Genomic DNA, 25,897 nt, shown 5'->3' on the forward strand with positions numbered 1-25,897 from the left:
GAACAAATCGATATTTCAAGCGTTTACCCTCATCATCTAAGACGGAGGGTTGCACGTGAATATCTTCAAACAGGGCTGTGTCGGGGCGTTCGCCGTGATCTTTGGAGCAACGTCCATCGCGCCGACGATGGCTGCCCCTATGAATCTGGACCGCCCGGCCATCAACCAGAATGTCGAACAGGTGCGCGACCATCGCCGCCCGCCGCGTCACTATGATGGCCACAGACCCAACCGGCCGGGACGTTGGAACGGACATCGTGGCTATCGGCATTATCGCCACGGCTATCGTCGCCATAGCGATGGGTGGTGGTATCCATTGGCAGCGTTCGGTGCAGGTGCGATCATTGGCGGCGCAATAAGCCAGCCTCGCCCTGTTTACCGCGCGCCGCGGATGTCAAACGCGCATGTACAGTGGTGCTATAACCGTTACCGGTCATATCGCTCCTCCGACAATACATTCCAGCCCTATAATGGGCCGCGCAGACAGTGCTATTCGCCCTATTCTCGATGATAATTGAAAGAGCGTCCGTCGAGGGCGCTTTTTCATGGAATTTGCGATCTATTGAACAGAAACGTGATGAAATTTCCGGTTTCTGCCATAACCCAATGCTGGACGCCTCCCTCAAAGAGGAATAAGCAAGCCCGCGTCATATCAATGTCGCGGGCAAAATTTTCTCCATTCCCATTCTTTTGCGACATGAACGACAATATTCAGAACGTGGATAGTGGAAGAAATGTACTCGCCTTTCTCCATGACCAGTTCAGTCCAAAGCCGACAGTCGTTCCTTAGCTGCGTGCATTGCGCGGGCAGCGGAACAATTTCGGCGTAACTTTGAGTTTGAAAATGTCGCATACCACCGCCGCAAGCCCCGCCCCCACCAATGCGCAACGTCTGGCGATGACTGCCCTGATCGTTGGCGGCATCGCTATCGGCAGTTCGCCGATCTTCGTCCGACTTTCCGAGTTAGGTCCGCTGGCAACAGGCTTCTGGCGTCTTGCACTGGCAGTTTTACCGCTGGTGCTCATGGATGGCCGCGAGCGGCGCGACGAGAAAGATGCAGCGCCACTCACTTTGTCAGACTGCCTACGCCTCGCCCTGCCCGGCCTGTTCATCGCTTTCGATCTGGGTGCCTGGCACTTGTCGCTGCACATGACATCCGTTGCAAATGCCACGCTGCTTGCCAATATAGCGCCGATTTTCGTGACCTTGGGCGCATGGCTGCTTTTCAAATCGCGCGTGAGCACGTCCTTCATGATCGGCCTTGCCGTCGCTGTCATTGGCGTCGTCGTGCTAAAGGGTGGACCGGGCGAGCTTCTCCAGTCCCAATCATCCGGCGATGCGATGGCGCTTCTGGCCGCAGTCTTCTATGCCGGTTACATCCTTTCGGTTGGCCGCTTGCGCAGCCGCTTTTCCACCATGCGCATCATGCTGTGGAGCAGCGCAACTGCCGCCGTCTTTTCGCTGCCGGTTGCGTATTTTATGGAAGGTCAGATACTGCCTGCCACGCTCTATGGCTGGCTTATTCTTGCCGGCCTCGCATGGGTAACCCATGCCGCAGGCCAGAGCATGATTGCTTATGCCCTCGCCTATCTTCCGGCATCGTTTTCGTCACTCACCCTGCTTCTACAACCCGTCGTCGCGGCATTTCTTGCCTGGACTATCCTGTCGGAACCCATCGGTATGTTGCAGGCTCTGGGTGGTATCACCGTAATATCGGGGATTCTGATTGCTCGAAGAGGATAGGATATGAAAAAGCCCCGGAGAACCGGGGCTTTCTTACTAAGCTGGTTACTCAGCCAGCCATTCCTTGATGCGGTCCGGATGATCCGCGATATATTTATCGACGGCCTTCTCATAGGACGTTTCCTGCGCATCGAACATCGCAGCTTCAAGCTCGCTGATCGGAATGCTCATCTTGGTCAGCAGCGAAGCAACCTTCGGATTGTCTTCCTTGAAGCCCTTGCGCGCGATGGCGTCGATATGTTCGGCACCGCCGAGTGCGCCTTCAGGATCGGCAATGTAACGCAGCTTGTACTTGCCGAACATCCAATGTGGGCTCCACGACGTTGCCACGAACCAGCCATCAGAGCGCGTGGCACGATCAACCGTCGTCAACATGGCCGCTTCACTCGAAATGTTGAGCTTGTAGTCCAGCCCGTATTTCTTGATCGCTTCCTGCGATAGACGAGTGAGGCCTGCACCCGGATCGATCCCCTGAATTTCACCCTTCAGCTTCTCGCGAACTTCCGGCTTCTTCAGATCTTCGATAGAGCTGATTTCGCTCTCCGGAATGTAAGCCGGAACGATCCAGCCAAGCTTGGCCCCTTCATAGAGCGGGCCAAGGTTCTCGACTTTGCCTTCAATGCGCTTGTAATAGTCGGCATGCGTTTCCGGCAGCCAGGCCATCATCATGGCGTCGATATCGCCACGGCTCACGCCTTGATAAAGTGGGGCCACGTCCGTCTGAACCAGCTCAACCTTCTGGCCGAGATTGTCTTCGATCAGCTTCTTGGCGAGTTTGGTGACGAATTCGGCATCCGACCAGGGTGCCCAGCCGATTTTCACCGGCTTGCCGTCCTGCGCAAATGCTGCGCCCATGGTCATCGTTCCCGCCACAACTGCCGCCAGACCGAATTTGGTTAGTTTGCCTAACATAGCTTCTCCTTTTCGATTGGTATCAGTTCCCATTGTTATTCTTGGTTATTGTTTCTGCTTTCTTCATGCTTCCTGCTTGCGAAAGGATGAGGCGGACTGAGCGTCCGCCGCCTTCCTTAGAGATGCGAGCCGCTTGAAAAATCCTGCCCCGCTTTTGCCGAAGCTCTGGGTAATGCGGTCGAGAATGACCGCCAGAATGACTACTGCGAGACCACCCTCAAAGCCGAGGCCCACATTGAGGCGCTGGATGCCGGTCAACACAGTATTGCCGAGGCCACCTGCACCGATCATCGACGCGATCACCACCATAGAAAGCGACAGCATGATCGTCTGGTTGATGCCAGCCATGATCGATGGCATGGCGTTTGGAAGCTGCACCTTGAACAGAAGCTGCCGGGATGTGCAGCCGAAGGCGAGCCCCGCTTCAACGAACTCCGCATGCACCTGCCGGATACCGAGATTGGTCAGACGCACGACTGGGGGCATCGCAAAAATCACCGTCGCAATCGTTCCGGGCACGGCACCGAGGCCAAAAAACATTGCTGCCGGAATGAGATAGACGAACGCAGGCATCGTTTGCATGAGATCGAGCACAGGACGCACGATCGAAGCGACTGTATCACTACGGGCCATGGCGATGCCGAGCGGAATACCGATCACCACAGCAATAACCGTTGATGCAAGCACCAGAGAGAGGCTTTCCATCGTGCCCGTCCACAATTCCATGTGGATGATGAGTCCCAACGCGAGAGCCGTGAATATCGCGAACTTCCACCCCACACGCCAAAGCGCGAGCAGCGTGAGAATTGCAACCCCGCCTAACGGCGGGACAGCGAGAAGAGCATTCTGAATACCGTCGGTCACAAAACCGATAGCGGCCGCGATCATATCAAGCGCGGGCGTAAAGTGGTCGAGAATGTAGTTGACCACAACATCCGCCCATCCGCCGACACTGAAATTCAAATCCATGTTTTACCGTCCATTTCCGTATTTCTTCTGGATTGGACCAATTCTGCCTTCATCAGGCAAAAGGCCGTTGGCGCGCAGGTCTCAACCCGCGCGACCAAGCGTTTCAAGCAAGGCCGATTTGCTGATAGCACCGACATAACGGTTCTGGCGATCAGTGACCGGAACCGGCCAGGGGCTTTCCGCCACCTGCGTCAGCAATCCGGAAAGCGGCGCTTCGGCTTCGATAGCAGAGACATTATCCAGTCTCTCGCCGCCCTGCACTGCGATACCCTTTGCCAGGGCGTCACGACTGACCATGCCGCGATATGTGCGGTCTGCATCGATCAACACACCGAATGTCTTCCCGCTCGCATCAAAACGTTCGAGCGCTGTTGCCAGCTGTTCGGGTTCGAAGACGATCAGCTCGTCCTCGCGCGCCACATCGGCGGCCTTGAAAACGCGGGACACATCGACATTGCGGAAGAAGGAACGGACATAATCATTGGCCGGTGCGGACACGATTTCATTCGGTGTCCCCACCTGCACAACCTTGCCGTGCTGCATGATGCAGATACGGTCACCGATCCGCATCGCTTCGTCCAGATCATGGCTGACGAAAATAATCGTCCGGCTGTGTTCTGCCTGAAGCCGCTTCAATTCGTCCTGCATTTCGGTGCGGATCAGCGGATCGAGGGCGGAAAAAGCCTCGTCCATCAAGAGAATGGTCGGCTCGCTCGCTAGAGCACGCGCCAGTCCGACACGCTGTTTCATGCCGCCGGAAAGCTGATCCGGCATGCTGTTGGCATAAGGCTCGAGCCCGACGGCAGCGAGTGCCTTCAGCGCCTTCTGGTGACGTTCCGCCTCACCCATTCCGGCCACTTCAAGACCGAAGGATGCATTATTCAGGACCGAACGATTGGGCAGGAGCGCGAAAGACTGGAATACCATGCTCATGTCGCGACGGCGAAGATCGATCAGCTCACGCTTCGTCATTTTGACGATATCGCGGCCATCCACTTCGATGGAACCCGAAGTTGGTTCGATCAAGCGATTGAGCAGACGCAGAAGCGTAGATTTTCCTGAGCCGGAGAGGCCCATAATAACGAATACTTCGCCTTCATAGATGTCGAAGGTCGCATCATCGACGCCGATTGTTGCGCCGAGTTCGCTGTGAATCTGGGTTTTTGATTTACCTGCGCGCAATTCCTGCATTGCACGCTCCGGATCATCGCCGAAGACTTTAAAAACGCTCTTCAAGCTTATTTTCGTCTCAGCCGGCGACTTCATACTTTCTTCCTTGTATAAAATACCATGCATTAAGTTTAACCCCGCTGTGCTGGCGGACTTAATCTCCTTTTTAACATTGACAGAACTTCATTCCAGCGCAAAGTGCTCGCACGCGATCTGCGTTCCGCAAACGGTCCGCATGGAATGATTATCGATAGATTTCTTGATTCTATATAGGTCATTTCCCGACATGTCCACCCACAGCCGTGAATTCATCTCAATCGTCCGTCCAGCAACCGTCCCCCTGAATGATTTTTTTGAAGGGCTGCACGACAAACTCGGAAAGCTGTCCGACACTGCTTGAAGAAGGAGACAATCGACCAGCCTGAAGACAATAGTAGTCCCGTTCCAGTCAATTACAGGAACGGGCTGCGACAAATATGCAATCAGCTGCGACATCATCCGAATTAGTATAATTCGGAATAAAAATGACCATAATTACAGAAAAATAGTATGATTATACTGTAAGTCAGGATTATCCAACCAAGGATAAAAAACACCTGAAACAGCACGCAACAGTGCCCATTCGGCTTTCGGAAACATTCCCCCAACCTGAGTGGATTTGCGCGCGCCCTAGGCTCCAGACTCAATTGATCCACCATGTGACGATGGCGGCGATGTAGCAGGTCGCGGCGAAGTTAATCATGAGCTTGTCATATCGTGTCGCGACGCGCCTCCAATCCTTGAGGCGGCAGAAGGTGCGTTCGATGATATTTCGCCGTCGATAGGCGATGGGGTCGAACGGCCTGATCCGCTTTCGGGTTGGATTGTTGGGAATGACCGGTTGCGTGCCTCGCATTGCAAGGAAGTCTCGCAAAGCGTCGCTGTCGTAAGCAGTGTCTGCTGCACAGAGGCGTGTCCAAGGCAAAGGCTCGAGCAGTGGAATGGCAACAGGGGCGTCGCCGCGTTGCCCTGGCGTTATTCGCAACGCGACTGGATGGCCACAACCATCGACAACAGCATGGATTTTTGTCGCTCTGCCGCCTCGCGAGCGACCGATTGCTTCGGCATCGCCCCCCCTTTTCCGCCAGCGGCAGAGCGGTGTGCTTTTGCGGTGGTGCTGTCGATCATATGGATGTCCCGATCGCTCGATTGCACCAAAGCTTCAAACAGCCGCCGCCATATTCCTTTGGCTGACCAGCGATGGAAGCGATTGTAGACGGTTGTTGGAGGTCCGTAGCAGGCTGGACAATCCTGCCATCGGCAACCCGATCGCAGGACGTGGATGATTCCACTGATGACCCGGCGATCGTCGGTGCGATGAGCACCAGGCTGGTTGGTCGGAAGCAGTGGCGCAATCACTGCCCACTGCTGCTCATCAAGCCAGAATTCTCCTGCCATGGTCCAAAACTCCTGCTGTAGAAGGCAGTGAACCACGGAGAACCAATATGATCAACAGTCTGATTGGGTTTTGACCCTAGAGCATACTCTCCCGGAATTCACCGGGAGAGACAAGGTGCATTATCGGATCGCTTTATAATGATCGCCTAGGCTCAGGCAAAAGTGACATCATTTTCCGACAATTCGGCAAGCGTAACATTTTCGATAATGATTCCGTTTGCACTACCATCAATGCTCACAAAAACGCCTTCGGACGTATCGACAGATGCGGCAACAAAGCTGTCAAAGTTTGTGATGGTATCTACGCCTCGGAACAGGAGGACATCTCCGCCATCTACGTTGAAATCGGTTACGCGATCGAGACCTCCGGACTGAACAGATTCATCGTCCCAGATAAATGTATCGGCACCACTGCCACCGGTCAGAATGTCGGAACCTGCCCCGCCCAACAACCGGTCCGAACCCTCACCACCGTTCAGTTCGTCGTCACCATCCCCACCAAGGAGATTGTCGGAACCGCTTGCGCCGTAGATATAGTCATTGCCCCCACGGCCATCATAGGTGTCATTCCCGCTAAACCCTTCCCGAAACGTCTCCGAGCTAGTGATACGGTCATCGCCGTCGCCGCCGAAAATTTGAGCCCCCGTGGTCGCCGAGCGAACATCGAGGTTGAATTTCTCTATCGTGGTGTAAGATGCGGCATCGAAAGTAAAGCCACGGGCAACGTCGTCAAAATTCACCGAGAGCGTGTCGGTTCCTTCACCGCCATCAATACTGCCGAGGTTGCCGTCACTATAAATCGAGAACGTGTCGTCACCGGCGCCGCCAGACATCTGAAACCAGTATCCGGCATAGTAGCTATCCTGCACACCGGCCGAAAAACTGTCATTGCCATCGCCACCAATCATGACGTCGCCATCTGCGTTGTAACTGATGAACGTGTCATTACCCGCGCCACCGATCAAGGTGTCCGTGCCTGGTCCTCCGTAGAGAATGTCATTACCGTCGCCGCCGTTGAGAGTGTCGTCGCCGTCACCACCATTCAGGATATCGTTACCCCGGCCTCCCAGCAGCGTATCATTGCCTTCATCCCCGGAGATATTGTCGTCGCCATTGCCACCGTCGATAATGTCATTGCCGCTGCCACCGCGGATTTCATCGGCACCGCCTCCACCCCAGATATGATCATGTCCGGCACCGCCGGAAATCTGATCATTCCCAGCTCCAGCCACAATCTTATCGTTGCCGGCACCCGCGTGAATGTTTGCAAAGGCAAAACCTGACGCATCGATGACATCATTGCCTGCACCCGTCTGAAGATTCAGACGTTCGACATCTGTGAAATAGAGGTGATTGTCACTAACCGTTGGATCTCCCCAGTAAGCGTGCCCTTGCGCCGCACTGAACACAACGGCGTCTTGCTGGTTCGACAGATCGGCTACAAGCGTATCAATTCCTTCCCCGCCGCGTGCTGCGCCGCCGACAAAATTGAAGACAAGACGGTCATTGCCGGCCCCTCCTGTAAGTTCATCAAATCCAGATGCTTCTCCGCCGGTGGTTGTCAGAACGTCATCGCCCGCGCCCCCATCGAGAATGTCGCTGCCGCGGCCTCCATCGATAAAATCATTTCCAGTTAGACCCCATATACGGTCATTCTCGTCAGAACCGACGATATTGTCTGAATTATTTGTGCCGACTATCTTTGCCATAGTATCTCTCCTCGCATGGATGAGAACTATAGCTTAGAATTTTGGAAAATTAAGTAAGAATATATTACATATTTATTATATTTCAAATTTTGAATTATATTATTTTGTTATTATTTTTATAAGTATACTGATTCTATAAATATATATACCTTATTATTCATAAATAATACCAATTTAAAATCATATCTATATTATACTTTACTATATCTACATTATTGCAGACCACTTTTCCCTGCTGAATGAGGCGCAGACTGATGAATCCGCGCCGTGATTAATGCCTCAAAAGTCAGATATTTCAGCGATACGCCATGTATCCGACAAAGCCGGTGATCTTCCAGCGAGCGCCGTCGCGACGGCAAAAATAAAGCGTTTGCCAGTTGAGACGATCAGCTGTTCCGTCCTTCCTGGTTATCGTTCCATCAAATTTTTTCCGCGCGACGGCAACATCGCCCGTAATATCGATCACGCTCAGATTCGTCGCACGGAAGATGCCGCCTGCCAAGGATTCGGCATACTCAACCGCCGCACTTTCCGCCGCCTGTCGCAGCCATTCGTCGCGATAGCTTGCGAGCGTCGGAAATCCGGCATCCCATTTGTCGGGATCGCGATCATTGTGCGCATGAATGCCAAGGAAGCGCAATTCGTCGAAATCATCGGCCACCAGGGACCAGTCTTGCGACACGAAAGCTTCGATATCGCGCCGCACGAGCATTTCCCAAATCTGTTCGCGATCCTTGTCGCCAGCAAACGGATTGACCGCGCCTTTCATGCCATCCTCCTGATTATCCTAATTTTCCACGTGCGGCGACCGGCAGTATGTCAACGACATCTTCACCCAAAACAAGATGAACCTCGTCAAAGAGATTGGATACGACGCAGACGTGATCCGGAATAATCCGCACCCGTTCGCCAACCTTCAAGTTGGCGACGTCACCGGTCAGCTTGCCGTGCTCCTCACTCAGACCGATAACACGTGCATCGGGGCGGCCCATCACTTCACCAAAATCGCTCAGTCCCAACGTATCGCTGGATAGCGCCTTGGAACCAGCATCAATGATTGCGCGCTCAGATGTTGGGTGACTGACGACCGTTGAAAGCACCGTCAAGGCGCAATCATCCACTGTCGCAGCCCCCTTCTCGACCTGATAACGGTCGAAATAGATATAGGTGCCGGGACGATATTCGGTGACAACACTGTCACTGGATTTGCGCCACATATCCGGCGTGCCGCCGCTCGAAATTGTCTCACAAGGAAGACCGTTTGCTTCCAGCAGCTCACGCGCCGAATAAAGCCATTGTTCAGCCTCGTCCGGCTTGCCCGCTGCGGGATAGGTCATCAGACCGCCGAAACGAAGACCTGCACTTTGATCAATGATCCGCGCCAGTTCCAATGCTTCGGCTGGCGTCTGCACGCCACAGCGCCCCATACCGGTGTCGCACTCGACCAGCACTTTCAACGGGTGTTTTTCATCGGTAAAACGTGCCGCCAACCCCGCAAGGGAGGTTGAATTATCAACCGTCACCGACAGCGTGATGCGTTGATGCAGGGCGTGCAGGCGGTCGAGCTTTTCCTGACCCAGAATATTATAGGGCAGGAAAATATCCGTCATTCCAGCATCGGCCATGACTTCTGCCTCGCCGAGCTTCTGGCAGGTAATCCCGGTCGCGCCCGCCTCCACCTGCATTCTGGCAAAGAGCGGCAGTTTATGCGTCTTGATGTGCGGGCGCAGTTTAACACCCACTGAATCCGCATGAGCTTGCGCCTTGGCGATATTCGCTTTCACACGATCAATGTCGATGAGGATAGCGGGTGTATCCACCTCGTGAACGGTTTTCGGTCTGGTCATGTATCAGTCTCCCAGCGGCAAGCGCGGATCGTCTATGGTGAGCGTATTGAGGCTATGCTTGATGCGGCGCAGGCTTTCCAGCACCTTTGGGCCACGCGCTTCTGCTGTCGCCGTGGCGATCATATCGAGAATGGCTAGCAGCGCGAAGCGTGATGATGTCGGCTTGTAGATATTGCCGTCTTCATTGGCCTGATAAGGGATGAGCACGTCCGCCGCCTTGGCGAGATCGGAACCGGCAGGCGTGATCGCCACCGTCTGCGCTCCATATTGCCGCGCGACCAGCACGGCCTCTACCACCGAACGCGCAAAACCGGAGACTGAGAAAGCGATCACCGTCGTTTCATGTGTAGTGACGGCGGCATACATGCGCTGCAACTGCCCATCCACTTGCGCGCTGACAGGAAGCCCCAAGCGGAACAATCTGTTCTGCATTTCTGTTGCCAGCATGGACGAGATGCCGCCAGACCCCAGACATAGCACAGGGCCACCGGCGGCAAGCCGTTCCGCCACTTTCATCAACACGCTCATATCAAGCCCATCGCTGGCCCGCTGGATAGCGGCAATCGCCGCGTCGGTTACAGCCGTGGCTATACGACTCTCACGAACGTCACGAGCGGGAATTTCCGCCGTCAGATACTGGCCGCCAATGGCCAGCGCCTGCGCCAGAAAGAACTTGAAATCGCGAACGCCGTCACAGCCGAGCGCGCGGCAAAAGCGTGTCACCGTAGGTTCGCTGACACCGGCTCTGGTCGCAATTTCCGAGATTGCCGCCTTGGAGGCGTAATCGGGATCTGCCAGCACGAGCGCAGCCAGCCGCCGGTCGGATTTCGATCCGTCCTGCGCCACGACATGCAGCCGCGTGATGATGTCGGCAACCTTGCTCATCGGAAGTTCAAAGCGGGAGACCGCTATCCTTGTCGAAAAGGTGTATGTGTTCGCTCTTTGCAGTTACAGGCACTTGCTCGCCCGGCGCAAGACGTATGCGCTCGCGAAACACAGCTCGTATGGGCTGTCCCGCGATCCGGCCATAAATATGCGTTTCGGGACCTGTCGGCTCGATCACCTCCACAGTGAGCGTCAGCCCCTTGCCATCCGACGTGACCGTGAAGTTTTCTGGCCGAATGCCCGCTTCCGCCTGCCGGACATCTGACGGCCCTGCTGAAACGGCGATTTCCTCACCCTCTCCGGTACGGAATATTCCGCCCGTCACCGTGCCCGGAATGAAGCTCATGGACGGTGAACCGATAAAGCTCGCAACGAACTTGTTGGCCGGGCGATCATAAAGATCCAATGGCGCGCCGATCTGTTGAATTTTGCCCTGATTCATAACCACGATCCTGTCGGCCATTGTCATGGCCTCGATCTGGTCATGGGTGACATAGATCACTGTCGATTTCAGCCGCTGATGCAGGGCCTTGATCTCCGTGCGCATCTGCACGCGCAACTGGGCGTCGAGATTGGAAAGCGGCTCATCGAACAGAAACACCGACGGTTCGCGCACAATGGCGCGCCCCATGGCAACGCGCTGGCGCTGGCCGCCTGAAAGCTGGCGCGGATAGCGGTCAAGATAGGAGTGGAGATTGAGGATAGAAGCCGCGCTGTCCACCTTCGCGGCCGTTTCTTCCGATTTCTCGCCGCGAATACGTGGGCCAAAACCGATATTTTCACGCGCCGTCATATGCGGGAACAGCGCATAGGATTGAAACACCATCGCGATATTGCGCTTTTGCGGTGGTAGCTCATTAGCCCGTTCTCCACCAATCAAAAGGTCGCCACCGGAAATGGGCTCAAGCCCGGCCACCATCCGTAAAAGCGTGGATTTTCCGCAACCGGAAGGGCCGACCAGCACAAGGAATTCCCCGCTTTGAATATCGAGGTCGACACGGTCGAGAACGGTCAATTGCCCGAAAGTCTTGGTGATACCGCGCAGCGAAACCTCTTTCATCGCTCAGTTCCCTCCGAGAATATCATCGAAGAAGCGGAGATTGCCCGCAGTCAGCCCGGCATCGACAGGAAGGATCGCGCCGGTAATCCCCGATGCGCGGTCAGAGGCCAGAAATGCTACCGTTTCCGCCACTTCACGGGTGTCAACGATACGCCCCAACGGATAAAAGCGCTGCAGGCGGTCCAGCACGCTTGCATCCTGTGCGATACGATGGTCCCATGCAGGCGTTCTTATCGACCCCGGACAGACGACGTTGGCGCGTACGCCCTTCCTTCCAAACTCAACCGCAATACCGCGCGCAAAAGCATTGATTCCGGCTTTGGCCGCCGCATAAGCCGGGTTTCCGAAATGCAGGAGCCCATTGACCGAGGAAATGAAGACGAAAACACCGCTGCCCCGCGCCGCCATCGCCTGCGCCATCACATTGGAAAATCCTGCAACAGCGGTCAGGTTGAGGTCGATCTCAACCTCGATCTTGCCCTGATCCAGCCCATCGAAGGTCTCGGCGCGGGTCCAGCCCGCATTATTGATGACAATATCGGGCAATTCGGATTCCGCTATGATCCGCTTTGCAGCCAGTTCAAGTCCATCGCGATCAAGAAGATCGAAGGCGTAGCGAGCATGAAGAGCGTCGCCCGTCATCGTTTCCAATGCCGCATCGCAACCGATCACGCGGGCGCCGCGTTCAGAGAACAGTTTGACCAGCGCGCTTCCAACACCGCCACCGACCCCGGTAACCAGCACCGACTTCCCGGCAAATTCGCCTGCTTGCTCCACGCTGTTCCCCTTTTATGTGGCAGCTTTCTGCACCTGTTTATTCCCACCAGCGTAAAAGTCAAAATGTAAGTTTGCAACAAAACTTTTCACTTGAAAGTGCCGATTAAGCCGATAATGTAAGAAAATAACAAAAATAGATCGTCATCGCACCAATGCGGGGCAAAACAAGGGAACGGGAAGATGTCTATCAACAAATGGAAGGCTGGCCTGCTGGCCGGATTGAGTATTCTAGCGCTGTCGTCGGTCGCAAATGCTGGCGAAGTACGCATGACCGTGGCGGAGTACAGCTCCAAGACCGGCCCCTATTTCGAAGAGGTCAAGAAGGCGTTTGAAGCCGCTAATCCCGGCATAACCCTCAATTTCGAAGTAGTGCCGTGGGATGTGCTTCTGCAGAAACTGACAACTGATATTTCGGCCGGCACCAATGCGGATCTTTCGATCATCGGCACGCGCTGGCTGATCGATTTCGTACAGCAGGGCATCGCCGAACCGCTCGACAGCTACATGGACGACGCATTCAAGGGCCGCTTCATCGAGACTTTCCTGTCACCGTCCGTTCTTGAAGGCAAGACCTACGGCCTGCCGATCGCGGCATCTGCCCGCGCCATGTATTACAACAAGGATCTGCTGGCCAAGGCAGGCGTTGAAAATCCGCCCGCAACCTGGGACGAACTGAGAGCCGCCGCCACCAAGATCAAGGCGCTCGGCGGAGAGAATTACGGTTTCGGCCTGCAGGGCAAAGAAATCGAGACCGACGTTTATTACTATTACGGCATGTGGTCCTACGGCACGGAAATCCTGAACAAGGACGGCACGTCAGGCCTCAGTACACCCGGAGCACTGGAAGCCGCTAAGCTTTACAAGTCGCTGATCGACGATGGCCTGACCCAACCTGGCGTCACGTCCTATGCACGTGAGGACGTGCAGAACCTGTTCAAGCAGGGCAAGGTCGGCATGATGATTACCGCACCTTTCCTTTCCAACCAGATCAAGGAAGAAGCGCCAAACCTCAAATATGGCGTTGCAGCCATTCCTGCCGGACCGACAGGCGCGCGTGGCACCTATGGCGTGACCGATTCCGTCATCATGTTCCAGAATTCCAAGAACAAGGAGGAAGCCTGGAAGGTGCTCGACTTCCTGTTCCAGACCGAATGGCGCGCCAAGTTCACGCAGGGCGAAGGCTTCCTTCCGGTCAACAAGGAAGAAGCGAAGATGGATTATTACGTTAATAATGCCGATCTCGCCGCCTTCACCGCGCTGCTGCCGGATGCCCGCTTTGCACCGATCATTCCGGGTTGGGAAGAAATTGCCGACATCACGTCCAATGCCATGCAGAGCATTTATCTCGGCAAGGGCGAACCTGATGCCGTGCTGAAGGACGCCGCCGCCAAGGCGGACGCGATCCTGAAGAAGTAGCACTCCCCGCCTGCCCGGCAGTGCCCTCGCGCCGCCGGGCTTTTTTCCTTTTCGGGATTTTGATTGCCTATGCAAAGCCGCACCCTGCCCTATCTCCTGATCCTGCCGAGCCTGCTTCTGGCTGCGGTGGTGATCTTCTGGCCCGTGGTGCATCTCGTCGAAATTGCCAGCCATGACGCGAACCGCTTCGGGCAGCTACGCGATTTCAACGACGGCGCAAATTTCACTGCGCTTTTCGCAACGCCCGATTTCCTCAATGCACTCTGGCGCACCGCACTTTGGACCGTCGCCGTGGTTGGCGGCGCGTTGATCGTTTCCATTCCAGTCGCCATCATCCTCAACATGGATTTCTATGGCCGCTCGGTAGCGCGCGTCATCGTCATGCTACCCTGGGCGGTTTCGCTCACCATGACTGCCATTGTCTGGCGTTGGGCGCTCAATGGTGAAAGCGGAATGCTCAATTCCGCACTGCGTAATCTCGGCATCATCGACAGCAACATTCAATGGCTGGCGAGCGCAGCTACCGCCTTTCCCATGCAGATACTGGTCGGTATTCTGGTGACAGTGCCCTTCACCACCACGATCTTTCTCGGCGGACTATCATCCATCCCGGAGGATCTCTACGAAGCGTCGTCTCTGGAAGGCGCCAGCCTGTGGCAGCAGTTTCGCGAAATCACATTTCCGCTGCTCAAGCCCTTCGTGAATATCGCCATCGTGCTCAATACGATCTATGTCTTCAATTCATTCCCGATCATCTGGGTCATGACACAGGGCGGACCGGCCAACTCCACCGATATTCTGGTGACACATCTCTACAAGCTCGCTTTCCGCCTGGGAAAGCTGGGGGAAGCATCCGCAGTATCGCTCATCATGCTGGCAATCCTCCTTGCCTTTACGGCAATCTATATCCGCCTTGCGATGCGGGGAGAACGCGCATGACAAGCTCAAAGCTGAAACGCACGATCATCGCCTGGGCCATCCTGTCCCCGCTCATCCTACTAACACTGTTTCCCTTTGCGGTGATGTTTCTCACCGCCGTCAAACCGCCACAGGAAGTCTTGTCGCCAACATGGTGGCCGAGCAGCTTCCGTTGGCAGAATTTTTCGGAAATGTGGGTTCAGACCAAATTCGGGCAAGCACTTCTGAACTCGCTTTACGTTTCGGTCATTGCTTCCGTCGGTGCCATCATCGTCTCCATTCCTGCTGCCTATGCCATGTCGCGCTTCCGCTTTGCTGGCCACGATGCATTCCGGCAATTCCTGCTCATTTCGCAGATGATCTCGCCCATCGTTCTGGTGCTCGGTCTTTTCCGGCTGCTCGCCGCCTATGGGCTGATCGAAAGTGTCTCCGCAGTCGGTGCGGTCTATATGGCTTTCAACATCGCCTTCACCGTGTGGATGCTGCAAAGCTATTTCGACACCATACCGCGTGATCTGGAAGAAGCCTCGTGGATGGAAGGCGCCGGGCGCGGCAAGACACTGATAAAAGTGTTCCTGCCGCTTTGCCTGCCTGCAATCGCCGTGACCGCCATCTTCACCTTCATCAATGCATGGAATGAATTCGTCGTCGCACTGACCATGCTGCGCAGGCAGGAGAGCTACACCCTGCCCATTCAGGTCTTTTCGCTGGTAGCCGGGCGTTACACCGTCGAATGGCATTATGTCATGGCGGCGACCTTCCTCGCCACGCTGCCGGTCGCCGTCCTTTTCATCTGGCTTCAGCGTTATCTCATCAAGGGACTGGCGCTTGGGGCCGTCAAATAACCGGAGAAATCATGTCCAGAAAACAGGTCTTCGGCGCATCGCATGTGCCACTTTCCCCCGCCGTTCGCGCAGGCGACACAGTCTATATTTCGGGTCAGGTGCCAGTCGGACCAAACGGCCAGATCGTTGAGGGCGGCATTGAAGCGCAGACAAGACAGGCGCTCGAGAACGTCAAAGCCGCACTGGCACTTGCAGGCGCCACAATGGAAGACGTGGTCAAAACAACCATCTGGCTAGAAGACGCGCGGGATTTCGGGCGAATGAACGCCGTTTACGGCAGCTATTTTCCAAAAGAGCCTCCAGCGCGCACCACCGTCGAATCCCGCCTGATGATCGACATCAAGATCGAAGTCGAGGCCATCGCCTACGCACCGCAGAAATAAGCACGTCACCTCCCCGCACAGAGTATCTCCATGCGCATTTTCACCGCATCGCTTGCGACAGAAACCAATACGTTTTCACCGGTTCCAACCGACAGGGCCTCGTTCGAAATGGCCTTCTATGCTGCACCGGGCAAGCATCCGGAAACGCCGACGCTTTGCTCTTCACCTATAGTTGCATTGCGCAAACGCGCGGCGGCGGAAGGATTGACCGTCATCGAAGGCACCGCCACCTGGGCGGAACCCGGCGGGCTGTTGCAGCGGCAGGCTTTCGAGGAATTGCGCGATGAAATTCTCGATCAGCTCAAGGCGGCAATGCCCGTTGATGCAGTCGTTCTCGGCCTGCATGGCGCCATGGTCGCCCAAGGCTATGACGATTGCGAGGGTGATCTTCTGGGGCGCGTGCGCGCCATTGTCGGGCCGGATATTCTGGTTGCCAGCGAATTCGATCCGCATAGCCATCTGACGCCGAAGCGTGTCGAAAACCTCAATATTTTTGCGTCGTTCCTGGAATTTCCTCACACGGATTTTTACGAACGCGGCGAGCATGTGGTTGACCTTGCACTTGATGCCCTGAAAGGTCGTATCAAGCCGGTCATTTCCACTTTCGACTGTCATATGATCAGTGTGTTTCCCACAAGCAAAGAGCCAATGCGCTCCTTCGTCGACCGCATCAAGGCAATGCACGGTAAGGATGGTATCCTGTCCATTTCCGTCATTCATGGCTTCATGGCTGCCGATGTGCCGGAAATGGGAACCCGTATCCTCGTCGTTACCAATAATGATCCGGCCAAGGGTGCAGCACTTGCTGAAAAACTCGGGCGTGAACTGATCGCCATGCGCGAGCAAACGCTGATGACCATGTTCGACACCGATCAGGGCATCGACCGGGCGCTGGCCGCCCATGCGGCCAATCCCGCAAAGCCTGCAGTGATCGCCGATGTGTGGGACAATCCCGGCGGCGGCGTTGCAGGAGATGGAACCTATGTTCTTCGCCGCCTGATCGAACGCGGTATCGACAATATCGGCATTGCCACGATCTGGGACCCCATCGCAGTGACCTTCTGTCATGCGGCAGGCGAAGGTGCGGTGATCGACCTGCGTTTCGGCGGCAAGTCCGGTCCGCTTGGCGGCGAACCCATCGATGCGCGTGTGACAGTCATGAAAACCTTTGCCGAAGGCTGGCAGAGTTTTGGCCCAAGCCGCGTGACGCTTGGAGCCTCGGCGGTGATACGAATTGAAGGCACCGAGATCGACATCATTCTCAACACCAACCGGACGCAGACATTCGAGCCGGATATCTTCTCGAATATCGGCATCGACCCGATGAAGAAGGAGATGTTGGTGGTCAAATCCACCAATCATTTTCATGCAGGCTTTGTGCCGATTGCTGCCGAGATCATCTATGTCGCAGCGCCCAGCTCCTATCCGAGCAATCCGCGCACGACCAATTACCGCAAGCTCAGCCGCGCCATCTGGCCGCGTGTCGAAAACCCTTGGTGAGTAAATGAAAAAGCGCGGGAACTTCCCGCGCTTTTCTCCTTGATCAACCTGCCAAGTCTAGTGCGCCAGATAGGTTGAAATAATCGGCACGTAAGTAACCAGCGCCAGAAGAATAAACAGCGCCATATACATGCTGAAAGCCTGACGGGTGAAATCTCCAACCCTTACCTTCGCAATATTGCAGACCATCAGCATGACCGTTCCGACAGGCGGTGTCAGCGTGCCAATCGACAGGTTGATAATCACGATGATGCCGAAATGCACCGGATCAATGCCCAGAGCCTTTACCGTCGGCATCAGAAGCGGAACCAGAACGATCATCAGGGCCGTGCCCTCGATCAGCGCGCCAAGGATCAGCAGGATCACGTTGACTGCCAGCAGGAACGCATAAGGATTGCTGGTAAAGGACGAGATCAGCTGCATCAGCGACTGACCTGCCTGTTCAAGCGAGAACACCCATGCAAGCGCCGACGATGCCATGATGACCAGCATGACAGACGCAGTCGATTTTGCTGTTTCGATCAGCGAATCCACCACATGCGAGACGCGCATTTCGCGATAGATCACGAAACCAATGATCAGAACCAGCGTGACAGCAACTGCACCCGCTTCCGTCGGCGTGAAGATGTTCATACGGATGCCGCCGATGATCGCGAACAGCAGCAGGACCGCTGGCCATGCCGAAGCGAGCGTCGAAATAACTTCGGCTCCGCTCATCCGCTTTTCACGGCTTGGCTTGTAGCCGCGCTTTACCGATGTGACATAAGCTGCAATCATCAGGATAATGGCGCCGAGAATACCCGGAATGACACCGGCCATGAACATTTTGCCGATGGAAACATCCGCAATCAGACCGTAGATGATGAGCGCGATACCCGGAGGAATGATCGGCGTAATCAGCGAGCCTGCAGCCGTCACCGCGCAGGAAAACGCCTTGTCATAGCCACGCTTGACCATTTCCGGCACCATCATGCGGGTGAGCATGGCGCTGTCGGCCAGGTTGGAAGCGCTGACGCCGCCCATCAGGGTCGAAACCATGATGTTGGTGAGCGCCATACCGCCACGCATACGACCGACCAAAATTTCCGCAACCTTGATGAGACGTTCTGCAATACCGGTATGCGACATCACCGTGCCAAGCATGATGAAGAACGGAATGGCAAGCAGCGACGTATTCTGTGCCGGGCTGATGAAGCGCTGCACGGCAATCGCTATCGGCATCTGGTTGAAAAACGTAAAATAGGTGAAGACCGCGATCAGAATGGCCACATAAAGGCGCATATTGAGCGCGATCAGCGCTAACATGATGAGAACGATGGTGGTCAGGTTCATGCCTTGCCTCCCGCAAAAGCGGCACGCAAGGATTTGAATGCGCCTGCAAACATATAAAGAGCGATAATGACGAAGCCGACGGGCACGGCGATATCGATCCAGTAATAGGAGACCCGCAACACGTCAGTCACTTTGAACTGAGCGGCAACCGAAAGCTTGTAACCGGCATAGGATACGTAAAGCAGGAACAGTCCCGACAGGATGGCGACGATGGCGTTGACGACATCGCGCACCTTTTCCGAAAACATATCCACGAGCATCGGAATGGCAAGATGCTGGTTGCTGCGTTCCGCAGCGACACTGCCGAGCATCACGATCCAGATCATCAACAGACCGGCCATTTCCTCGGTCCATTGCAATGGCTGATGCATCCAATAGCGCATGACGACAGCGATGTTGAACATCGCAAGCAGGATGAACAGTGGCACTGCAGCCAGCCATTCGATCAGTTTTTCAAACAGTTTCATCGGATTGAATTCCATGAGCGAACCATGCCGCAGCAACGCCGCGACATGGTGATATCCGAATAAGGATGGATCAGTTCAGTTCGGCTTTGATCTTGTCGTAAAGACCAGGCGACCATTCCGGGAACTGGGTGTAGACCTTTTCAGCGAGCGCCTTGAAAGGAGCGCGGTCGACTTCGATGATCTCGACACCGGCTTCCTTCATTTTCTCGATCATTTCATTGTCTTTTTCGATCGTCAGCTTCTGGCTGTAGAGGCCCGCATCATAGGCAGACTCATGGATCATCTTGAGCTGATCTTCCGGCAGCGTGGAGAAGAAGGCTTCGCCGCCGACGATGAGCGCCACGTTGGTCAGATAGCCAACCTTGCTCAGATATTTGGCTTCTTCCTGGAACTTCTGGCCGTAAAGAACCGAAATCGGGTTCTCGACGCCGTCGATCACGCCCTGCGCCAATGCCGGGAAGGTCTCGCCCAGCGGCATCGGGGTTGGGGTCGCGCCCATGGCCTCAAAGGTCTTGATCTGCATGACGTTGTTCGGCACGCGGATCTTCATTCCCTTCAGGTCTTCAGGTGTACGGATCGGCTTCTTGGAAATGATCTGACGAATGCCGTAGAGATAGTTCGGCATTACGATGTGAATGCCCTTCTTCTTCAGCTCTTCGCTTTTTTCCTTGAACCAGGGACCGTCATAAACCTTGAACAGCTGCGCCGGATCATCGGTCAGGAACGGACCATAAAGCACGCCGAGGTCCGGATCATATTCAGCCAGAAAGCCAACGTCGGAAATGGTCACGACGTTAAGGCCCATCATGGCCTGCTCGGTCACGTCCTTCTTCGAGCCAAGCTGCGAGCTTGGGTAGAGTTCGAGCGTGATTTCACCGTTGCTGCGCTTGGCAAGATCATCTTTCCAGTAATGCATTACTTCATCGAAAGGCTCGCCGGGGTTGTTTTCATAGGCAACCTTGATCGACACATTGCCGGCGTATGCAGCCATGCTTCCTGCCAGCAACATGCTGGCGGCGATCATGCCGGTAACGAGTTTCTTCATCTTTGTCCTCCCGTACGGGGTCATTAAACAATTGGCCTTGAGGCCGGTTTCCTCCACTAGCGTCCGATGCCATCCTTCCTGGCACCGAACATTTGCTTCGATTTCAGTCGTGCTCGATGATGATCTTCAAAACGTTGCGATCGCCGTCCCAATAGGGAAGCGCCGCTTCAGCTTCATCGAACGGAAATACCTTCGAGATCAGCTTGTCGGCATCCGCCCCAAGCTTTTCCAGATGCGCGATAACGGCCTCGAAATCCGTGAGTGTCGCATTGCGCGATCCCATGATGTCGAGTTCCTTCAGGTTGAAGAACTGCGTCTGATAGGTGACGGGGGCCTTGGAATAGCCGACATAAACCACCCGGCCCGCAAAGCCTGCCAGATCGACAGCCTGCGTGAAGGTGATCGGCAGACCGACCGCTTCAAAAGCAACGTCCACACCGTCGTCATTGGTCAGTTCCTGAACCCTCGCGACGACATCCTCACCGCCCGGCAGAGCGTGCGTTGCTCCGAATTGCAGCGCCAGTTCGCGCTTTTCAGCGCTTGGGTCAATGGCGATAACCTTCGCACCGCGCGCAAGCGCGCCGATGAGAACGCCCATGCCAATCATGCCGCAACCCAGAACAGCAACCGTATCGCCTGCCTGAACGCGTCCGCGCTCGACAGCATGGAAGCCAACCGAGAGCGGCTCGACCAGCGCCAGATGACGAGGTGCCAGCGTATCGTTCAGGATCAGCTTTTCGGCAGGCAGCACGATCTGGTCAGCCAAGCCGCCGTTTTGCTGGACGCCAAGCGTTTTGTTATAACGGCACGCATTAAGCCGACCTTTGCGACAGGACGAACACTCGCCGCAATTCGTATAGGGTAGCACGATGACCCGCTTGCCTTTGGCGTAGGCATCACTAACGCCCTCTCCGGCTTCCATGATCTCGCCGCCGATTTCATGCCCCGGAATACGTGGCAGTTGCACCAGCGGATTAAGCCCCTTGAAGGTGTTCAGATCGCTGCCGCACAGACCCACATGCCGAACCCGCACACGGACTTGACCGGCCAGCAATGGCGTTTCGTCGATTTCTGCAAAACGTGTGACGTTTTCGCTCTCGATACGCAGAGCTTTGACCATCGAATTATTCCTGTCAGTCGTCATTAGAGAAAGGGGATCAGGTTACGGCGCCGACCTGCCAAGGCACGAATTCGTTGTCGCCATAGTCGTAGGCTTCGCTCAACGTCTTCTCGCCGGATGCGACCGCGATGATATGTTCGAAAATGCGGGTGCCGGACTGCTCAATGGTCTCATCGCCAGTGACGATACCACCACAATTGATGTCCATGTCTTCCTTCATGTGCTCGTACATTTCGGAATTCGTGGCGATCTTGATGCAAGGCGAAGGCTTGAAGCCGGAAACCGAGCCGCGTCCGGTCGTGAAACAAATCACGTTGCAGCCGCCAGCCACCTGTCCGGTTACTGCGACGGGATCGTAACCCGGCGTGTCCATGAACACGAATCCGGGTTCAGTCACAGTTTCAGCGAATTCATAGACGGCCTTGAGCGGCATAGAGCCACCCTTGGCAACGGCGCCGAGCGACTTTTCCAGAATGGTGGTTAGCCCGCCGAGCTTGTTACCATGCGATGGATTGTTGTTCAGCTCGTCGCCATTACGCGCCGTGTAATCACGCCACCAGTCGATGCGCTGCAACAGCTTTTCGGCGACCGCAGGCGTTACTGCACGACGGGTCAAAAGATGCTCAGCGCCGTAGATTTCCGGTGTTTCCGACAGAACGGTCGTACCGCCATTGCGTACGATAAGGTCTGAGGCATAGCCGAGCGCCGGATTGGCCGAAATGCCGGAATAGCCATCCGACCCGCCGCATTCCAGCGCCACTTTCAACTTCGACAGAGGCTGTTTGGTGCGTACCGCCGAATTGACCAGCGGCAGCATTTCCTTGATCTCGGCAATCGCATGATCGATGGTTTTGCGCGTGCCTCCATGCTGCTGGATCGTCATGGTGCGCAGGCGTGAGCCTTCCTCCATGCGGTAATGTTCCAGGATCGGCGCAATCTGATTGGTTTCGCAACCAAGTCCGATCAGCAATATGCCGCCGAAATTCGGATGCTTGGCATAACCCTGAATAGTGCGTGTCAAAAGACGATAGCCTTCCGACTTGGTGTTGAGCGCGCAACCGCTGCCATGGGTCAGCGCCACGACGCCATCGACATTGTCGAAACCGTCGAGACCGCCCATACGGTTGAAATAATCCGCGATGTAACGCGACACCGTAGCCGAGCAATTGACCGAGGAAATCACGCCGATGAAATTGCGCGTGCCAACACCGCCAGCGCCCCGGTCATAGCCCATGAAATGACGACGCTCTGCCTCGGGTAGCATGCCGTTTTCTTCGATATCGATGGAGAACTGATGCTCGTGTTCGGAGGGCAGCATGGCGAGGTTCTGCAGATGCACATGCTCGCCCTGGGCAATGTCCTTGGTCGCAACGCCGATCACCTGACCGTATTTCAGGACTTCCTTGCCTTCCGGAATATCGCGAATAGCAACCTTGTGCCCGCGTCCGATCAGCTCGCTGGCATTGATCCCGTTAAGGCCGATCGGATCACCGGCGCGAACCGAAATGCGCGCAACCGCAACATCATCAGACGGATGCAGCAGAATAACCGGCGCAACGGCTGTATCAACGGATTCATTCATGTGTCTGACCTCACTCCCAAATCGTCCCGGCTAATCACTCGCTGGGTTCGTTATCCATCCAACGCTGCTTGGATCGATCCAGATGCGTTCGCATGGCTGCCTGCGCCTGAAGCGGATCCCTCGCTTCCAGCGCCGCATAAATGGCTTCGTGCTCGGCCAGAGCCAGAGCCCATGTATCGTTATCCTCGAAGCGCGTCCTGATATGCGACGTCAGCGGACTATGCCGCTCGTCAAAAAGGTCGCGCACGATGCGCACCAGCACGGAATTTCCCGATTGCTCGGCAATGAGCAGATGAAACTGCCTGTCGAGCTCAATGGCCTTGCGCCCGGCATCGACATTGATCTTCATTGCATCAATCGTTGCGCGCAGTTCAGCCAGCGTTTCAGGCGTCATGCGCGCACAGGCCGTGACGACCACGCTGCCTTCGACCATTTCGCGCGCCTGCATGATTTCAAGTGGGCTCTCGCCAATGGAAGCGCCATGGGACAGTGAGCGCTTTTCTGACTCCGCCGTGACGTAGATGCCGGAACCCATGCGGATTTCGACATTACCAGCGATTTCGAGCGCAATCAGCGCCTCGCGTAGCGAAGGCCGCGACACGCCAAGTTGCTGCGCCAGCTCGCGTTCAGCCGGCAGCCTGCTACCGGCAGGAAACTGGCCTTCCTGGATAAGGCTTCTCACCCGGTCTGCAATCTGCTGATAAAGCCTGCGGGGTTCCGCGGTTGCCGTAAAGTCGCTCATTGTGCTCCCAAATTCGCCTCTCCTCGAATTGGCCTTACCATATTTCCAACCGGAAAGAAGCGCAATATGCTTAAAAGCCCGAAGAATTGCGGCAAAATGCACATTTCCACATCTGAAACCGAACCAGTCTCTCGATAAAGATTCCTACTGGCTTGACCAATTTACCGTGCATCGCTTAGTTAAAACCAACGATTTATGGGAGAAGGTCATGCACGAGAAGCCAGCGATCCTGCAGTTCGGCACCAGCCGTTTTCTGTTGGCTCATGCCGATTTCTTTGTTTCGGAGGCACTTTCGAAGGGGAAAGCCATCGGGACAATTGCCGTCGTGCAGACGACTTCAAATCCGCAGAGTAGCCAGCGCATCGCGGCTTTGAACGAGAGCGGCAGCTATCCCATAATGATCCGTGGGCTTATCGACGGCAAACCGTCCGAGAACGAACATCAGGCGAAAGGCGTTACCGCCGCCTATTCCGCACATCACGACTGGACGACGATTCTCGACCTTGGCGCCAGCGTCGATGTGATCCTCTCCAATACCGGCGACAAGGGCTACGAACTCGACAGAAGCGATGACAGCTCGCTTCTTGCCAATCCGGATGCTTTACCGAAGAGTTTTCCGGCCAAACTTCTGGTGCTTCTGCATCATCGCTGGCAGCACAATCCCGATACGCCATTGTCGCTCTTTCCCTGCGAGCTGATCTCACGCAATGGCGACAAGCTGCGCTCGATCCTTATCGATCTGGCCAATGACTGGAAACTGCCGGACGGTTTCGTGCAATGGCTCCAAGCCCGGTGCATCTTCGCCAACAGCCTTGTCGACCGCATCGTTTCCGAGCCCATCGAGCCAATCGGCGCCATTGCCGAGCCCTACGCGCTTTGGGCAATCGAGAAGGCCGAAGGCCTGACGCTCCCTTGCGAACACGACGATATCGTCGTTACCGACGATCTTGAGCGCTATGAGCATCTGAAGCTCTACCTGCTCAACCTTGGCCATACGTTCATCGCGGAACAATGGCTCAAGGGCAGCCGCCCTAAAGACGAAATCGTGCTGGAAGCCATGCAGGACGAGACGATCCGGATTGAACTGGAAGCGGTCTGGCGCGAGGAAGTCCTACCGGTATTTGCTGCGGACGGCCTTGGCGAACAGGCCGAAGCTTACGTGGCTTCGGTGCGGGAGCGGTTTCTCAACCCTTTCCTCAAGCATCGCATCGCAGACATTGCTTCCAACCATGACGAAAAGAAGCGGCGTCGCTTCGCTCCGGTCATCGCCCGTGCGTCGGAACTCGGCCTCAATCTCGCACAGAGCCGTTTGAAGGCAGCTGTCGGCTAAGCCATTCGTTCAGTTCGATTTCTGCGCGTTCCAGCGCACTGTAATTCAGTAGTTTGCGCAAAAGCGCTACCGTCACGGCACGAGCCCGGAGGTTGAAACGCCCTTCCTCCGGCTCGCCTTTCTCCTGATAAACGCCAAGTTTTTCATAGAGTTGCTGCAATCTGTTCTGGACGCTTCTCAGCGAAAGATTGCGGCGGCGCGCAATAACGCGATCCGTAAGCCCCAGCGCGATATCGACCAGAATTTCATACTCACTTTCGCTGAAACCGCTGGCATGACCGAGGCTCTTTTGCTGCAGGCCGCGCACCTCGCGGTCGATGACGCATTGTGCTTCGACAAAGATGCTGCGCAATGCCAGCCGCAGCTTATCGTCGGATGCTGATTTCAACACATAGCCATAAGCAGCACCTTCCGGCACGATGCGCGATACACCCCGCACATAGGCTTCGTCAGCATAGTTCGACCAGAACAGGATGCGGGTTTCTGGATTTTCCTTCCAGATGGTGCGCGCGGCCTCGATGCCGTTGCGCCCGCTCATCTGCAGGTCCATGACGATATGGGCTGCGCGATGCTGACGGGCCAGCTTCTCACCTGCTGAGCCGTTGTCGGCTTCCAGAACATCGCTGCACTCAGGCAATGCTGCGCGCACCGCCTCGCCAAGATAAGCGCGGTGCAATGGATCATCTTCCACGATCAGAACATGCATT

General features: G+C 55.5%; 25 protein-coding genes. 8 read left to right on the forward strand and 17 right to left on the reverse strand.

Going from position 1 to position 25,897, the window contains the following annotated elements; genetic code table 11:
• The first annotated feature begins 127 nt into the window (after positions 1-127).
• Both MKS82_RS21185 and MKS82_RS21190 read left to right on the forward strand, forming a co-directional pair.
• Positions 128-511 (forward strand): BA14K family protein, encoded by a 384-nt coding sequence (locus MKS82_RS21185; protein ID WP_445558101.1) that lies wholly within the window; start codon positions 128-130, stop codon positions 509-511.
• A gap of 333 nt (positions 512-844) precedes the next feature.
• Positions 845-1,744 carry a DMT family transporter gene (locus MKS82_RS21190; protein ID WP_109986400.1) on the forward strand — a complete coding sequence of 300 codons (900 nt, stop codon included), beginning with the start codon at positions 845-847 and terminating at the stop codon, positions 1,742-1,744.
• A gap of 45 nt (positions 1,745-1,789) precedes the next feature.
• Here MKS82_RS21190 and MKS82_RS21195 read toward each other — a convergent pair whose 3' ends face one another.
• The 10 genes from MKS82_RS21195 to MKS82_RS21245 form a co-directional block, all read right to left on the reverse strand.
• A complete protein-coding gene (locus tag MKS82_RS21195) occupies positions 1,790-2,656 on the reverse strand; it encodes a glycine betaine ABC transporter substrate-binding protein (protein WP_109986399.1) in 867 nt (288 codons plus the stop codon).
• 63 nt (positions 2,657-2,719) lie between these two features.
• A complete protein-coding gene (locus MKS82_RS21200) occupies positions 2,720-3,625 on the reverse strand; it encodes an ABC transporter permease (RefSeq protein WP_109986398.1) in 906 nt (301 codons plus the stop codon).
• A gap of 81 nt (positions 3,626-3,706) precedes the next feature.
• The gene (gene proV, locus MKS82_RS21205; protein ID WP_109986397.1) at positions 3,707-4,891 is read right to left on the reverse strand and encodes a glycine betaine/L-proline ABC transporter ATP-binding protein ProV; all 1,185 of its coding nucleotides are present in this window, start codon (positions 4,889-4,891) and stop codon (positions 3,707-3,709) included.
• 586 nt (positions 4,892-5,477) lie between these two features.
• Positions 5,478-6,232 (reverse strand): IS5 family transposase gene (locus MKS82_RS21210; RefSeq protein ID WP_240579213.1). Its coding sequence is split into 2 segments (ribosomal slippage): positions 5,478-5,902 and positions 5,902-6,232, totalling 756 coding nucleotides; the frame shifts between segments, so codons are not numbered across the junction.
• Between the two features lie 152 nt (positions 6,233-6,384).
• Positions 6,385-7,941 (reverse strand): calcium-binding protein, encoded by a 1,557-nt coding sequence (locus MKS82_RS29555; protein ID WP_109986395.1) that lies wholly within the window; start codon positions 7,939-7,941, stop codon positions 6,385-6,387.
• A gap of 295 nt (positions 7,942-8,236) precedes the next feature.
• Complete coding sequence (locus MKS82_RS21225) at positions 8,237-8,710, reverse strand: hypothetical protein (RefSeq protein ID WP_109986394.1); 474 nt, start codon at positions 8,708-8,710, stop codon at positions 8,237-8,239.
• 13 nt (positions 8,711-8,723) lie between these two features.
• A complete protein-coding gene (locus MKS82_RS21230) occupies positions 8,724-9,788 on the reverse strand; it encodes a D-TA family PLP-dependent enzyme (protein ID WP_109986393.1) in 1,065 nt (354 codons plus the stop codon).
• A 3-nt stretch (positions 9,789-9,791) separates the two neighbouring features.
• On the reverse strand, positions 9,792-10,673 hold the full coding sequence (locus tag MKS82_RS21235) for a MurR/RpiR family transcriptional regulator (RefSeq protein WP_109986392.1): 882 nt from the start codon (positions 10,671-10,673) through the stop codon (positions 9,792-9,794).
• 7 nt (positions 10,674-10,680) lie between these two features.
• Complete coding sequence (locus MKS82_RS21240; protein ID WP_109986391.1) at positions 10,681-11,733, reverse strand: ABC transporter ATP-binding protein; 1,053 nt, start codon at positions 11,731-11,733, stop codon at positions 10,681-10,683.
• Positions 11,734-11,736: 3 nt separating this feature from the next.
• Positions 11,737-12,510 (reverse strand): SDR family oxidoreductase, encoded by a 774-nt coding sequence (locus tag MKS82_RS21245; RefSeq protein WP_109986390.1) that lies wholly within the window; start codon positions 12,508-12,510, stop codon positions 11,737-11,739.
• 180 nt (positions 12,511-12,690) lie between these two features.
• On the opposite strand from MKS82_RS21245, the gene MKS82_RS21250 reads away from it, so the two are divergent.
• The 5 genes from MKS82_RS21250 to MKS82_RS21270 all read left to right on the forward strand — a co-directional run bounded on the left by MKS82_RS21250 (position 12,691) and on the right by MKS82_RS21270 (position 17,572).
• A complete protein-coding gene (locus tag MKS82_RS21250) occupies positions 12,691-13,926 on the forward strand; it encodes an ABC transporter substrate-binding protein (protein WP_109986389.1) in 1,236 nt (411 codons plus the stop codon).
• Between the two features lie 69 nt (positions 13,927-13,995).
• Positions 13,996-14,865 carry a carbohydrate ABC transporter permease gene (locus MKS82_RS21255; RefSeq protein ID WP_109986388.1) on the forward strand — a complete coding sequence of 290 codons (870 nt, stop codon included), beginning with the start codon at positions 13,996-13,998 and terminating at the stop codon, positions 14,863-14,865.
• On the forward strand, positions 14,862-15,689 hold the full coding sequence (locus MKS82_RS21260; RefSeq protein ID WP_109986387.1) for a carbohydrate ABC transporter permease: 828 nt from the start codon (positions 14,862-14,864) through the stop codon (positions 15,687-15,689). Before MKS82_RS21255 ends, MKS82_RS21260 begins: the two co-directional genes overlap by 4 nt.
• Positions 15,690-15,700: 11 nt before the next feature.
• Positions 15,701-16,072, forward strand: a complete 372-nt coding sequence (locus MKS82_RS21265) for a RidA family protein (RefSeq protein ID WP_109986386.1) — start codon at positions 15,701-15,703, stop codon at positions 16,070-16,072.
• 30 nt (positions 16,073-16,102) lie between these two features.
• Complete coding sequence (locus tag MKS82_RS21270) at positions 16,103-17,572, forward strand: M81 family metallopeptidase (RefSeq protein WP_109986385.1); 1,470 nt, start codon at positions 16,103-16,105, stop codon at positions 17,570-17,572.
• A gap of 57 nt (positions 17,573-17,629) precedes the next feature.
• Here the strand turns inward: MKS82_RS21270 and MKS82_RS21275 are convergent, their stop codons facing one another.
• The 6 genes from MKS82_RS21275 to MKS82_RS21300 form a co-directional block, all read right to left on the reverse strand.
• Positions 17,630-18,904, reverse strand: coding sequence for a TRAP transporter large permease (locus MKS82_RS21275; RefSeq protein WP_109986384.1), 1,275 nt, complete (start codon positions 18,902-18,904; stop codon positions 17,630-17,632).
• Positions 18,901-19,371, reverse strand: a complete 471-nt coding sequence (locus MKS82_RS21280; protein ID WP_176038351.1) for a TRAP transporter small permease — start codon at positions 19,369-19,371, stop codon at positions 18,901-18,903. Before MKS82_RS21280 ends, MKS82_RS21275 begins: the two co-directional genes overlap by 4 nt.
• 70 nt (positions 19,372-19,441) lie before the next feature.
• The gene (locus MKS82_RS21285) at positions 19,442-20,416 is read right to left on the reverse strand and encodes a C4-dicarboxylate TRAP transporter substrate-binding protein (RefSeq protein ID WP_109986382.1); all 975 of its coding nucleotides are present in this window, start codon (positions 20,414-20,416) and stop codon (positions 19,442-19,444) included.
• A gap of 103 nt (positions 20,417-20,519) precedes the next feature.
• On the reverse strand, positions 20,520-21,536 hold the full coding sequence (locus tag MKS82_RS21290) for a zinc-binding alcohol dehydrogenase family protein (RefSeq protein ID WP_109986381.1): 1,017 nt from the start codon (positions 21,534-21,536) through the stop codon (positions 20,520-20,522).
• Positions 21,537-21,573: 37 nt separating this feature from the next.
• Positions 21,574-23,118: a UxaA family hydrolase gene (locus MKS82_RS21295; protein WP_109986380.1), complete on the reverse strand. Its 1,545-nt coding sequence runs from the start codon at positions 23,116-23,118 to the stop codon at positions 21,574-21,576.
• 34 nt (positions 23,119-23,152) lie between these two features.
• Complete coding sequence (locus MKS82_RS21300; protein WP_109986379.1) at positions 23,153-23,860, reverse strand: FadR/GntR family transcriptional regulator; 708 nt, start codon at positions 23,858-23,860, stop codon at positions 23,153-23,155.
• Positions 23,861-24,068: 208 nt separating this feature from the next.
• Between MKS82_RS21300 and MKS82_RS21305 the strand changes: the two genes are divergently transcribed.
• Positions 24,069-25,190 carry a D-mannonate oxidoreductase gene (locus tag MKS82_RS21305; RefSeq protein WP_109986378.1) on the forward strand — a complete coding sequence of 374 codons (1,122 nt, stop codon included), beginning with the start codon at positions 24,069-24,071 and terminating at the stop codon, positions 25,188-25,190.
• Here the strand turns inward: MKS82_RS21305 and MKS82_RS21310 are convergent.
• Positions 25,150-25,896: a response regulator transcription factor gene (locus MKS82_RS21310; RefSeq protein WP_010659092.1), complete on the reverse strand. Its 747-nt coding sequence runs from the start codon at positions 25,894-25,896 to the stop codon at positions 25,150-25,152. The two genes, MKS82_RS21305 and MKS82_RS21310, sit on opposite strands and share 41 nt — an antisense overlap.
• Between the last annotated feature and the right edge of the window lies 1 nt (position 25,897).

Source organism: Ochrobactrum sp. A-1, from assembly GCF_022488005.1.
Lineage (GTDB): Bacteria > Pseudomonadota > Alphaproteobacteria > Rhizobiales > Rhizobiaceae > Brucella.